Raw genomic sequence first — 12530 nt, forward strand, 5'->3', positions numbered from 1 at the left:
ATTTTTATTCATTAAATCGGAGAACTGTGCGACCAATAATAATTTCATCATTATTATTGAGTACGACAATCTCTCCATTCTCTAAGTAATTGCTATTATATAACGTATGATTTTTACTATTATTGTCAGAAAGATAATGTTTATAGCCTCCTTTGGCATCTTTTTTTACCTCGATCCGGATATGTTCTCGGCTCATTGATTTATCAGCCGTCACAATACCGATCGTAGCAGTAGATGCCTTGGATTTTCGTCCGATGATATAGACACCTTCCTGAAGAGGGAAAGTTTGCTCCGGCGTATCAGCATTTGCAATTACAGAGAGATGTCCGGTCGTCATACGAAAAGGCTGTATCAGAACCGTTTCCGATTCAGATGCGACACTTCCTTTCTCCATAGATAGCAAAGAGACTGGAATCGGTTGTCTGCACTTCGGGCATTTGAAAGAGGTGATATCGAGGGGAATTTTCCCCTCGTCTACCTTTAACCCAACATGGCAATGTGGACATTTAACGGAAATCATAAAATGAACGATATATCAGATCCGTCAATATCGGTTGAATATGTATCCAGCATATCTGCGTCGGACAACATAATAGTGTCATCGGATAATGTAATAAAATCAGAAACATCAATACTTTCGTCAATCATTACAACATCCGACAAGTCGTTTTCCCCGTCCACATCCACAATAACAGCGTCGGTCAGTATAGCATCGTCGCTGTCTAAAGTCACGAATGTGTAATCCTCTTCTTGCATAAAATGTTATAATTAAATTTTCTGGAAACAAAAGTAGGGAAACGAGCTGACATCCAAGCACAAAATAGTTCCTTATAATCAAATGTTTGGGTTTACTGTACGAAAGTATTACTTTTAGTATATGAAACAGATTCTTATTCGCTCACCCATTTAGCTTTACAAGAAGGCATCGGGCATTGTTTTCTATTGCGCAATGATTCCCAGGGTATTTCACCCAAAAACGTTCCGCATTTGGGGCAAACATAATCGATTTTGAATTGATTGGTCAGATCTTGCAGCAACTGTGGGATCTTGGCCGACTGTTTCGCACCCAGGTAGATACCGACGGTCGGAGCACAGATCGTAATAAACAGACTCAATCCGAACAGTTCCGGACTTCCTTTCCCTAGGAAACCGATCACAACCCCCACTACACCGGGAAGAGCAAATGGAAGAGACTGGAATAATCTGGTCTTAAATTGATTAGAAGATTGTATCTTAACCTTTGCTTGAATGTAATTATCGTAAACTTGCTTCAGCGCAGCAAACTCTTCGCTGTAATCGTTGTTGGACTTCAAGGCTTCGGAAATGTTTAACACATAATTATCTCCCAGCTTGATCGTATCGCTGGGAGTAACATGCTTCTTAACGATCTGGGCACCATTGACAAATGTTCCGTTTGTCGATCCCAAATCTTCAAGTAGCCAACATCCCCCCTCTTCACGGATCAGCTTTGCATGATACCGGCTTACATGAGGGTCGTTTACTACAAAATCATTATCGCTAGCTTTTCCAATTCTGATGATCATTCTGTAACAACTTTTGGTTCTTCAGGTTTTCCCATTTCCTTTTCGAGCGTATCTTTCAATACCTTCAAGGGATCCTTGGATATCACCAACTCCCTCGGTTTTCCATCCTGCGTTAGCAATAATAGCTTCTGCTTGGGTAAATTTATCTGCAAGATGTGATTTTTATTAATGATATGGCTTTTACCTACACGCATCAGGATTGTGTTACAACCTGCGACTTGTTTCTCCAATATTTCTTCAATTTTTCCTATGTTGATTGCAAATGTGAATTGAATTCCGTTAGATAAAAGTAGTTTAGTGTAATTTCTATCTGCTTCAAAATAGAGGATCTGCCCTATTTTGATACGCAATAATTCATCTCTCGTCTTAATTATTAAATATCGCTCCATACGTAGATATTGTTTATTCGTTCATCATCAAAAAACAAATGTACATTATTTTGTGATTTCTTCGGTACTTTTTTTCATAAATTATTCTCGAAAATCATCGGATACTACGATAAAATAAAAATTCCATACCCATGAAACTTTTGTTTCACAGGCATGGAACTTTATTTTCATAGTCATGGAACTCCAATTTCACTATTATGAAATCGAACATTCATAACCGGATCAGTCTTCTATAGCAGCCTGCGCCGCTGCGATACGTGCAATTGGAACGCGGAAGGGTGAACAGGATACATAGTTCAGTCCTACTTTGTGGCAGAACTTCACAGAAGAAGGTTCACCGCCATGTTCGCCACAGATACCACATTTCAGATCCGGGCGGATAGCACGTCCCTTTTCTGTAGCCATACGCACCAACTGTCCCACTCCATTCTGATCGAGAACTTGGAACGGATCGACTTTCAGAATCTTCTTTTCCAAATAAACAGGCAGGAAGGAAGCGATATCGTCGCGAGAGTAACCGAAGGTCATCTGTGTCAAGTCGTTTGTACCGAACGAGAAGAACTCGGCAGAAGAAGCAATACGGTCGGCAGTCAATGCCGCACGCGGAATTTCGATCATCGTACCGACCTTGAAGTCGATGCTGTCTCCCATTTCTTCAAACAACTGTGCGGCAGCTTTACGGATCACTTTTTCTTGTTCCTTGAATTCGTATAAGATACCCGTCAGCGGAACCATGATTTCAGGTTTAGCTTCAATACCTTCCTTCTTCAGTTCAAGAGCGGCTCCCAAAATGGCACGTGTCTGCATTTCTGTGATTTCGGGATATGTATTACCCAAACGGCAACCCCGATGTCCTAACATCGGGTTATGTTCACATAATGATTCAACTCGTTTCTGGATCTCTTTTACCGATACGCCCATTGCTTCAGCCATTTCTTCCTGACCTTTCAGATCATGAGGAACGAATTCATGCAAAGGAGGATCGAGCAGACGCACGGTTACCGGACAACCTGCCATTGCCTTGAAAATACCTTTGAAGTCCTCCTTCTGGTAAGGCAGGATCTTTGCCAGTGCATTCTTACGCCCTTCCGCATCTTCCGCCAGGATCATTTCACGCATGGCTTTGATTTTTTCACCTTCGAAGAACATATGTTCCGTGCGGCACAAACCAATACCTACAGCACCGAAATTGCGTGCGATCGTAGCATCGTGCGGAGTATCGGCATTCGTGCGAACCTGTAACTTCGTATATTTATCTGCCAAAGTCATCAATTCGGCAAAATCACCGGACAGTTCGGCAGCCTTCGTCTCTACCTTTCCGACATAAACCGTACCGGTCGTACCGTTTATAGAAATATAGTCGCCTTCTTTCAGCTTAATACCATCGACTTCTACGGTCTTATTCTTATAATCGATTTCCAAAGCTCCGGCACCGGATACGCAGCATTTACCCATACCGCGTGCAACAACGGCAGCATGCGAAGTCATACCACCACGAGCAGTCAGAATACCTTCAGCAACAGCCATACCAGCCAGGTCCTCAGGGGATGTTTCGATACGGACCATTACGATCTTCTTTCCGTCAGCATGCCATTTTGCCGCATCATCGGCGAAGAACACGATCTGCCCTGTTGCCGCTCCCGGAGATGCCGGCAAGCCTTTCACCCAAACTTTCGCCTGTTTCTCGGCCACCTTGTCGAATACCGGGTGAAGCAGTTCATCCAGTTTATTCGGTTCGATACGTTTCAATGCTGTCTTCTCGTCAATCATACCTTGATGCAACAAGTCGATTGCGATTTTAACCATTGCAGCACCGGTACGTTTTCCGTTACGGGTTTGCAGGAACCACAGTTTTCCTTCCTGCACGGTGAATTCCATATCCTGCATATCATGATAATGGTTTTCCAGCTTTGTTTGCAGTTCGTCCAGTTGCCTATAGATTTCCGGCATGGCTTCTTCCATTGAAGGATATTTGGCGACGCGGTCTTCTTCTGAAATACCAGCACGTTCCGCCCAACGCTGCGAACCAATCTTCGTGATCTGTTGCGGTGTACGGATACCAGCCACCACGTCTTCGCCTTGTGCGTTGATCAAGTATTCACCATTGAAGAGGTCTTCTCCGTTACCGGCATCACGAGAGAAACATACACCGGTAGCGGAAGTATCGCCCATATTGCCGAACACCATAGCCTGTACGCTGACAGCCGTGCCCCATTCGGCAGGAATCCCTTCCATCTTACGATAGAGGATAGCGCGTTCGTTCATCCAGCTGTCAAACACAGCACAAATGGCGCCCCAAAGTTGTTCATAGGCGGAAGTCGGGAAATCCTTACCAGTCTGAGCCTTGACAGCCATTTTGAATTTAGCGACCAGTGCTTTCAGATCCTCCACATCCAGTTCATTGTCAAGCTTCACTCCTTTCGCTTCCTTGACTTCTTCGATAATTGCTTCAAATGGATCGATATCTTCCTTGTTGGTCGGTTTCATACCCAACACGACGTCTCCGTACATTTGTACGAAACGGCGATATGAATCCCATGCAAACCGAGGATTGTTCGTCTTACGGCTTAGTCCTTCCACCACTTCATCGTTCAAACCTAAATTCAGGATTGTGTCCATCATACCCGGCATAGATGCACGTGCACCGGAACGAACGGATACCAACAACGGATTGGCAACATCTCCAAACTTTGAATTCATCAACGTCTCAATATTGGCGATTGCCTTTTCAACGTCTGATTTCAACAATTCAACCACTTTGTCTTTTCCTAAATCATAATATTCGGAACATACTTCTGTGGTAATAGTAAAACCCGGAGGAACCGGAACACCAATCAGATTCATTTCGGCAAGGTTAGCACCTTTACCACCCAGCAGATTTCTCATATCTGCTTTACCTTCGGCTTTTCCATTTCCGAATGTGTAAACTCTTTTTCTTTCCATATTCGACAGTATTTAATTTTAGATTTTAGTTTTGCTATCTCCAGATTGCAATGCTGCAAATATATGCTATTTAAAGATCGCATTCGCATGTATGGTTAAATAATTTTAGATGTTTTACAACTATTTTTTACCATCCATATTCGGTAAATAACTACATTTGCGTGCGGGAATTTTTAAAGCCTAAAAGAAATGTCCTGTATTCCAAAAGTTTTTTATAAGACTTTCGGAATACAGGACATTTAGTATCAGAAATTTATCCAAGATCAATCACTTCTCAATTCGTATACGTGCATCTACGGCAAACAACCCCCGCTCAGTCGCAACAAGAGGATTGATGTCCATTTCCTTGATTTCGGATGCAAAACGGAGCAATGTGGACAGGCGGACTATGATATCCGCATACTGCTGTTCATCCACTCCCCGCTGGCCGCGTGTTCCCTTTATAATAGGATAACCGCGCAGGGAACGGATCATGGAATAAGTTTCGTCATACGACAGAGGTGATAGACCATAAGAGACGTCTTTCAGCACTTCGACAAAAATGCCTCCCAGACCGCAAAGCACGACATGACCGAACCGGTCTTCATACTTAGCTCCTAAGAACAACTCCTGCCCTTTCAACATCGGTTGTACCATAACGGCCGTCACATCAGGCAGACGCATCATCCGTTCATATTCGAATATCAGATGCTCCTCACTTCGGATATTCAAGGCAACGCCCCCCATATCGCTCTTATGTATAGGACCGACTACCTTGGCTACAACCGGGAACTTAACTCTCTTGGCGAAAGCGACCAGTTCGTCGCGGTCAGTCGACGTGAACTCTTCTACCAACGGTATCTGGGCCGCTTTCAGCAAAGTACGGACTTCTTCAGGATTCAAATAACCGCTGCCCGGCAACCGGTCGATAATACGGCGAACTTCGGGCACGTCAACACCATACAACTGTATATCCGTACTCATGGGCTTCGGCGTGTTGAGCACACGCGAGAGGGCTGTACCCAACGTCACTTCATCCGAAAAGTTCACATGACCTTTCTTCACGAAACTTTTCACTTCCGGACCCGCTGTTACGATGGATGGCAATACCGGAAAAATCGGCTTCTTGCACTCCTCCATTTTCTTATGAAGCACTTCATAAGTATCGTATAATTTTACCAAACCCGGACTGCCAAAGATAACCATCATCAGGTCAATATCTTCGAAACAGTTCTCACAGAAATCGATAGCGGTGGCCAAATGTTCGGGAGTACCTGTACCGATAATATCTATCGGATTGCCGACAGCAGCTCCCGGATATAGTTTGGATTTCAATTCTGCGGCAAGCGGACCGTCCAGCTTAGGAACGTTCAGCCGTCCCTTTTCCAGTGCATCCGCCAACATTACTGCCGGACCTCCGGCATGCGTGATAATCGCACAGTTTTTACCCTTCACTTCTTTCAAGGTAAAGATACTGGCAACGGTTGTTAATTCTTCACGGCTGAAACAACGCACAATACCCGCTTTGCGAAACAGGGCTTCCACCGCCGAGTCCGAGTTGGCAATCGCTCCTGTGTGGGAAGATGCGGCACGCTTACCGACATCCGTACTACCCGCTTTTATAGCTGCGATATGACAACCCTTGCGAATCAGGGAAGAAGCATGATACAAGAGCTTATCCGGATTTTTGATCTGCTCGATATAGAGCATCTTTATTTTGGAGTCAAGGACCGGGTCAAAGTTGCGATCCATATATTCGATCACTTCTTCCACTCCGATCTGCTTGGAGTTACCGACAGACCAAACCGAAGAAAAACGGAGTCCTTTTGTCAGAGCCGATTCAATAATGAAAAGTGCCGTACCGCCAGAACTGGAAATAAAATCGACCCCGTCTGCATGAAATTCGGGAATCGGCTGAGTAAAAACACCATGATAATGCATATTCATCAGACCGATGCAATTCGGACCGATCAATGAAGCACCGGCTTCGTTAATACTTTTCAGCATCTGTTCTTCCAGAATCGCCCCTTCATGCGTTTCCTCTCCGAAACCAGCCGAAATGACAATGAACGCCTTTACGTTTTTCTGTTTGGCAAGCACATCCACAGCTTCCGGACAGGCCGGACCGGGAATAGAAATGATTGCCAGTTCCGTCTCTGGGATATCATGCACTGAATGATAGGATTTCAGGCCCTGCACATCGTCTTCTTTAGCATTTACGACATATAGTTCGCCTTTATACTTCCCGTCTAGTAGATTGCGAACCAAACGGCCACCCGGTTTATGTACATTATTGGATCCTCCCACCACTACGATGCTCTGAGGATTAATTAATTCTCGGTTAATCATGACATTTTGATTAAATTGATTCAATGAACGGGAACAAATATAGTCTATTTCTCCGTTTATCCATCAAATCTGGGGTAAATTATTTACATTTTGCACACTCTTTCACCAACCAATCACACCAGGCATCCATTCCTGTGCCTTTTGTCGCAGACACTTCGAATAGTTGCAAGTGGTGGTTTACTTTCAAGGCATTATTCCGCAACGTCTCCACATCCGTATCCAGATAAGGCGCCAAATCGATTTTGTTGATCACACAGATATCTGCCTCCAAGAAGATATGAGGATATTTCAACGGCTTGTCATCCCCTTCGGTGGTACTGACGATAACGACTTTCTTCGCTTCTCCCAAATCGAACATGGCAGGACAAACGAGAGTGGCATCAGAATTCAACTGGCGTATCGTTTCTTCCAATAATGTCGTTTTGCCGGAACCTGGAGAACTCATCAGATTCAGACAAAAAATATATTTCGCCTCAAAATAGCCTCTGTTACGTTCAGCCAACAGATTATTGCGCTGGAGAATATCCTGTTCCAGCGTTATTACTTTCCCTTCACCGTGATGACGGTGGTGATGTTCATGTCCGTGCCAGTATTCATGGTCATGAAGGTGATCGTGATGATGATGCTCTCCGCATCCGCAAGTTCCACACATAAGCGTTTGTCTTTTTATTTTATAACAATTGATTTAATCCGAAGTTCCCGCCCTTTTGTTATATTTATCAAATAAGAACCACAATTAGGACAGGGAGAAAACAAATTCCCGATAGGAAAGACCGTTTCGCAATCGCAGCACTGCCCTTCTCCGTCTACATAGCGGCGGATTATCTTCGCTTTTTCAAGCAAAGTGCCTTTAACTGCACTTTCCATCGCAAACTCCAATGTTTGCAGCTATACTCCGGCAAGACACCCTATCTCAAGCTCCACTTCTTCTATCTGCGAAGAATGATGTTCGCGAGCCTGCTGTTCGGATAGCTGAACGATACTTTGAGCGATCGACAATTCATGCATAACTTTAACGATATAACTACTTCATTTAAAACATAGGTGTTTTGCAATCAAAACATATATGATTCGTTTTCAAAACATATATGTTTTGCATTCATACTATAACTGCCTCTTCCGGGAAGCCGCTATTGCCAGTTGCCCGACCGCCACACCTCCGTCATTACAGGGTATATGTCCCGGTACGAACAGCGGGATACCAGCTTCGGCAAACATGCGCTGCAACTGTTCCGTCAGACGTTTATTCTGAAAACAGCCACCTGAGATCACGACTTTGTCCGTTCCGGTCTGCATCCTGTACTGTTTCGCCATCTCTACCAAAAGCCATGCCAACGTATTATGAAAACGGGCGGATAACCAGGTTACCGGAACTCCGGCTGCCAGATCTTCCAATATTCCTTCCAATACGGGACGCATGGAGATAGACTCCTTTTCTATTAAAACAGAATAACGACTTTGATATTCATCGGAAGCCAGTTGTTCCAGCTTAACAGGTGCTTCCGCCTGATGCGTGGAGACATCGCAGACGCCCAGTAAAGATGAAACGGCATCGAATAACCGGCCCGCACTGGAAAGATAGTCAGGGTGCAGATCGCAGACCAAAAGGGATGGCCGGAAACGAAAAAGATGTTGAAAACGTTCAAGTGATTCCTTATAGAATCGAAAGGTCTCCCAATTCTTTAGGTCACCGATATACTGGCTTTGCAGAATCGTTTCTCCCTCCCCTAAAGCAAACGTATTTACCTTTTCGGCTCTGAAAGCCAAGATTCCTTCAACCGGAACGTCAGCAAAGAACGGTTCCGGCACATATCCTCGCGAACGACGTATCAAGCAGGACTGACCGCCACAGACCTGTAACACAGAGTCATCCACCCGGTTATGGTGGAGCAAGAGGGGTATTTTACCGGCCAATTGCTTTTCTGCCTCTTCGGGGGTAATGGTTATCGGACATTCGCTGATATTGCCACTCGTCATCACCAATGCGGGTGTATCCAACCGTTCAAACCAATCGGAATGGAGCGGCATATAAGGAAGCATACATCCTAATGTCTCCATTCCCGGATTGACGGACGAAGCCAACAGCCGGAGTTGCTTCAACAGAACGATCGGGCGACGCCAGGAAAGCAAAGCCTTTTCTTCCACCCCATTCGAGAAAACGTATCGGCGGATATTCTCTATATCCCGAAACAGTACGGCAAAAGGCATGCCATCCCGCTGCTTGATATCCCGTAGCCGGGAAACTGCCTTTTCACTCCTCGCATCACAAATCAGGTGATAGCCTCCTATCCCTTTCGCGGCAATCACTTCACCCTCACGAAGCAAACGGGATGAAAGGTTGAGCAGTTCCGAATAGTCTGTTACCTTTACCTTATTATATAAGGCGTAATAAGACGGACCGCAATGGTTACAGGCAACAGGCTCAGCATGAAAACGCCGGTCGCTGACCGTTATATATTCTTTTCGGCAGGACGGACACATCGAGAAAGCTGACATGGTTGTTCGGCTCCTATCATAAGGCAGATCACGGATGATAGAAAAACGAGGTCCGCAATGCGCACAGTTGACAAAAGGGTATTGCAAGCGCTGCGCTTGTGTCTTCCGGTCACGTAAGCATTCGGGACAGACGGCAATATCGGGAGCAACCTGCGTCACCTCGTCCGATTCCGACCGACTGGGAGTAATACGAAAACCCATATATGGATTCCTAACTTCTATCCTTTCCGAAACGGTTATCCTATGTATGGAAGCCACCTTCGGATGTTCGCGACGTATGCGTTCGATGAAGAGTTCCCGTTGCACGGGAGTAAGGGCCGTACGGATACAGACCCCATTATTCCGGTTGTCCACTTCTCCACAGATATTCATTTCACTGGCGATCCGATAGATAAACGGACGGAAACCGACACTTTGTACCAAACCTTGAATGGTCAGGACTGATATGACAACTTCCTCCTCTTTCATCTTCTTCATTTATGTTTTGACAAATGTAATCCCTTTCACAAGGATGCCTCATACCTTCTTCTCTCGGCAGACACGGAGGCGTATAAAAAGTGCTTTGACGATCTTGCGTCGAGCGTGGAAAAGAGACAGTGCATCGCTGGTGATATTATGCGAGGAACAAAACAAACGAAAGACTGCCCTTTCTTTGGAACGATTTGCACACCCGAGCATCCGATCGGTGCACCGATGGTTTCTTCGGAAGGGGTTTGTGCTGCTTACTATAGATATAAATAGATACAGAATATGATAACGACAAATTGTCCCATTCCTTTCTCCGATTCCGACTGTGTGTTATTGGCACACGGTGGCGGCGGACGAATGACGCACCAACTGATAAGCAGCATCTTCTATCCTGCTTTCCGCAAATCCTTGTTGGAACAAGATCATGGCGGATGCGTAATCGGCGTCGTTCCCAAAGGTGTCCACATTGCTCCCGATTCCCGATGCCGTGCGCGGCGCTTCAGAGATTTTAGGACTTGATCCGCTTCATATCGCCAACGAAGGACTGGTGCTGGTGATCTTACCGGATGAAAAGACGGAGCAGGCTCTTGCCGTCATGCAGAATTATCCGGAAGGAAAGAACGCAGCTGTTATCGGCTGTATTCAGGAAAAAGGCTATGCACTGGTTAAAATGAAAACGTTGTATGGCAATTACAGGATCGTCGATATGCTCAGTGATGAACAGTTGCCGAGGATATGATGACAAAGGCACCATTAAACAGTGCATACGCACCGCACTACTTACTAAGAAGAATCAACAAAATAGACTAATATAATAAAAAAAGAGCTGCCCCTTTTGATAAGGACAACTCTTTTTTGCTAATAATCTGCTGATTAACCCTTCTTCAATACCTTCGTCAGATCTTCCGGGGCTACATTGGCAGCAATAATAACCCCCTTGTCGTCAATCAGGAAGTTACAGAATCCCTTTTGCAGGTTATACTTCCCAAACAATTCTGACTTTCTGCCAAGTTCTTCATGAAATTGCTTTGTACCTTCCAATTTGTCGGCTTTTACCGTTTCAGTAAAAATGGATTCTTTCTCGTCTAAAGAGATCGAATACATTGCAATCTTGTCTGAACTCAACTTGTTGACTTCATTCCATAATTGAACGTTACGAGCCCGCGATTCAGCATCGTAAGTTGCCCAGAAATTCAGCAATGTGTAACGTCCTGAATGATTTTGAAAACTGAAATTGCTCTCGGTTCCTAAAGACTCTATTCTCGGAGCAAAGTCGCCAGGGTTAATGCCGACTGTCGGCTTTGCGTTTTTAGTTCCGGCAGACACAGCAAGCAATGCAACCGCAACAAAGAGAACATAAGCTCTTACTTTCATATCATCATTTTTATGTTAAACTTAATCGGAGCATCCTTTAATTGCCTTTTTCTCCGACTCCTGATTTTCAGGAAATAAACAAGGGCTTCACCTTCGCTAAAGGATCGCTTTCTTGTTTTTAACGGCTGCAAATATACAGGCAAAAGCCCTATTTAGCCAAATGATATAACACTTTTCAGCCGAAAAGCAAGGTTTTTTATATGTTTTATCGCATAAACAGATCAAAAATGATATGTTTTGCAACATATCATTAATCTTATTTCACATATACCTGTCTGTCGATAAACCAGAACTTATGGCAGTGGGACAATTTCATCGCTGGAACTTTAGATACCGACCGACACAGATATTGTCGAAAGTGACAAATAACTACAAAAAGAAAGCATTTGGTTCTGAAGCCAAGTGCTTTCTTTTTGTAGTTATTTACTTTGCTGACTGTCCCCATAGGGAGAAGGCATTGGCATCCCTTCCTTTATATATTCGTCATATACAACAGTCGGATGATCCTGCGGAGATGTGACATTATATTCTTCTTTGAAATTATCGCGACGGAAGTTCTTCAATTTCAAGTTCTCCGAACTATAAGTACGCAAGGTCTGCCTCTTATTCCCAGTTAATGAACTTTCCACTACTTCCGAATCCAAAATATTCATTTTGGGGGTAAGAGACGGCAAGAGCTTCTGTTCGAGTAAACCGCGATAGGCTCCGATGTATTCACACCAGACGGCATTTCCACGCGTAAAAATACGATAAGTATAATTGGACCATGCTGTCCGGATATGGATTTCATGTTGCCAGATTTCGATACAAGCTTCTGACTTATAGTTCGGATCCTTGATCGTTATCCGCTCCAGTCCATGCATTTTTTCAAGAATTTTCGTTTGCCACTTGTCTGAATGCATTATTTCTGCAATAATCTCAGGCAATTTTTCCTTAATTTCAAACTGAATTTTCATCTTCGTGTGCCTGCCAGTCAGGACTTCTTAAG

12 protein-coding genes and 2 pseudogenes are annotated in these 12530 nt (G+C 44.4%); 3 read left to right on the top strand and 11 right to left on the bottom strand.

All coding sequences use genetic code 11. From position 1 onward, the window contains the following. Nucleotides 1-4 precede the first annotated feature (4 nt). The 9 genes and pseudogenes from KTG12_RS02800 to KTG12_RS02840 all read right to left on the bottom strand — a co-directional run bounded on the left by KTG12_RS02800 (nt 5) and on the right by KTG12_RS02840 (nt 10168). A complete protein-coding gene (locus KTG12_RS02800; protein WP_005641917.1) occupies nt 5-520 on the bottom strand; it encodes an FHA domain-containing protein in 516 nt (171 codons plus the stop codon). Then, nucleotides 517-756: a hypothetical protein gene (locus KTG12_RS02805; protein ID WP_005643312.1), complete on the bottom strand. Its 240-nt coding sequence runs from the start codon at nt 754-756 to the stop codon at nt 517-519. Before KTG12_RS02805 ends, KTG12_RS02800 begins: the two co-directional genes overlap by 4 nt. A 134-nt stretch (nt 757-890) precedes the next feature. Then, nucleotides 891-1544, bottom strand: coding sequence for an FHA domain-containing protein (locus KTG12_RS02810; RefSeq protein WP_005641914.1), 654 nt, complete (start codon nt 1542-1544; stop codon nt 891-893). After that, nucleotides 1541-1933 carry a LytTR family DNA-binding domain-containing protein gene (locus tag KTG12_RS02815; RefSeq protein ID WP_005641912.1) on the bottom strand — a complete coding sequence of 131 codons (393 nt, stop codon included), beginning with the start codon at nt 1931-1933 and terminating at the stop codon, nt 1541-1543. Before KTG12_RS02815 ends, KTG12_RS02810 begins: the two co-directional genes overlap by 4 nt. A gap of 222 nt (nt 1934-2155) precedes the next feature. Further along, a complete protein-coding gene (gene ppdK / locus KTG12_RS02820; protein WP_005641908.1) occupies nt 2156-4876 on the bottom strand; it encodes a pyruvate, phosphate dikinase in 2721 nt (906 codons plus the stop codon). A gap of 267 nt (nt 4877-5143) precedes the next feature. Next, entirely contained in the window at nt 5144-7204 is a 2061-nt protein-coding gene (locus KTG12_RS02825; RefSeq protein ID WP_005641906.1) for an acetate--CoA ligase family protein, read from the bottom strand. Between the two features lie 79 nt (nt 7205-7283). Further along, nucleotides 7284-7856, bottom strand: a complete 573-nt coding sequence (locus tag KTG12_RS02830; RefSeq protein ID WP_005641903.1) for a GTP-binding protein — start codon at nt 7854-7856, stop codon at nt 7284-7286. Between the two features lie 14 nt (nt 7857-7870). Then, a pseudogene (gene hypA / locus KTG12_RS02835) lies at nt 7871-8212 on the bottom strand (hydrogenase maturation nickel metallochaperone HypA). Between the two features lie 96 nt (nt 8213-8308). Beyond that, nucleotides 8309-10168, bottom strand: a complete 1860-nt coding sequence (locus tag KTG12_RS02840; RefSeq protein ID WP_005649326.1) for a Sua5/YciO/YrdC/YwlC family protein — start codon at nt 10166-10168, stop codon at nt 8309-8311. A 39-nt stretch (nt 10169-10207) separates the two neighbouring features. On the opposite strand from KTG12_RS02840, the pseudogene KTG12_RS02845 reads away from it, so the two are divergent. The 3 genes and pseudogenes from KTG12_RS02845 to KTG12_RS21625 all read left to right on the top strand — a co-directional run. Then, nucleotides 10208-10441 (top strand): annotated as a pseudogene (locus KTG12_RS02845) (hydrogenase formation protein HypD); the annotation flags it as partial. A gap of 9 nt (nt 10442-10450) precedes the next feature. Further along, complete coding sequence (locus KTG12_RS21620; RefSeq protein ID WP_005649327.1) at nt 10451-10687, top strand: hypothetical protein; 237 nt, start codon at nt 10451-10453, stop codon at nt 10685-10687. Beyond that, the gene (locus KTG12_RS21625) at nt 10635-10907 is read left to right on the top strand and encodes an AIR synthase-related protein (RefSeq protein WP_046452613.1); all 273 of its coding nucleotides are present in this window, start codon (nt 10635-10637) and stop codon (nt 10905-10907) included. The genes KTG12_RS21620 and KTG12_RS21625 overlap by 53 nt, the downstream gene beginning before the upstream one ends. A gap of 134 nt (nt 10908-11041) precedes the next feature. On the opposite strand, the gene KTG12_RS02855 is transcribed toward KTG12_RS21625, so the two are convergent. Further along, complete coding sequence (locus tag KTG12_RS02855; protein WP_005641889.1) at nt 11042-11542, bottom strand: thioredoxin family protein; 501 nt, start codon at nt 11540-11542, stop codon at nt 11042-11044. A gap of 419 nt (nt 11543-11961) precedes the next feature. Next, complete coding sequence (locus tag KTG12_RS02860) at nt 11962-12498, bottom strand: hypothetical protein (RefSeq protein ID WP_005641883.1); 537 nt, start codon at nt 12496-12498, stop codon at nt 11962-11964. Nucleotides 12499-12530: the final 32 nt, after the last annotated feature.

The organism is Parabacteroides sp. MSK.9.14 (assembly GCF_019041495.1).
GTDB lineage: Bacteria > Bacteroidota > Bacteroidia > Bacteroidales > Tannerellaceae > Parabacteroides > Parabacteroides merdae.

Coding starts and splice junctions, on each gene's coding strand:
- KTG12_RS02800 (WP_005641917.1), bottom strand. CDS start 520: ATGATTTCCGTTAAATGTCCACATTGCCATGTTGGGTTAAAGGTAGAC.
- KTG12_RS02805 (WP_005643312.1), bottom strand. CDS start 756: ATGCAAGAAGAGGATTACACATTCGTGACTTTAGACAGCGACGATGCT.
- KTG12_RS02810 (WP_005641914.1), bottom strand. CDS start 1,544: ATGATCATCAGAATTGGAAAAGCTAGCGATAATGATTTTGTAGTAAAC.
- KTG12_RS02815 (WP_005641912.1), bottom strand. CDS start 1,933: ATGGAGCGATATTTAATAATTAAGACGAGAGATGAATTATTGCGTATC.
- ppdK (WP_005641908.1), bottom strand. CDS start 4,876: ATGGAAAGAAAAAGAGTTTACACATTCGGAAATGGAAAAGCCGAAGGT.
- KTG12_RS02825 (WP_005641906.1), bottom strand. CDS start 7,204: ATGATTAACCGAGAATTAATTAATCCTCAGAGCATCGTAGTGGTGGGA.
- KTG12_RS02830 (WP_005641903.1), bottom strand. CDS start 7,856: ATGTGTGGAACTTGCGGATGCGGAGAGCATCATCATCACGATCACCTT.
- KTG12_RS02840 (WP_005649326.1), bottom strand. CDS start 10,168: ATGAAAGAGGAGGAAGTTGTCATATCAGTCCTGACCATTCAAGGTTTG.
- KTG12_RS21620 (WP_005649327.1), top strand. CDS start 10,451: ATGATAACGACAAATTGTCCCATTCCTTTCTCCGATTCCGACTGTGTG.
- KTG12_RS02855 (WP_005641889.1), bottom strand. CDS start 11,542: ATGAAAGTAAGAGCTTATGTTCTCTTTGTTGCGGTTGCATTGCTTGCT.
- KTG12_RS02860 (WP_005641883.1), bottom strand. CDS start 12,498: ATGAAAATTCAGTTTGAAATTAAGGAAAAATTGCCTGAGATTATTGCA.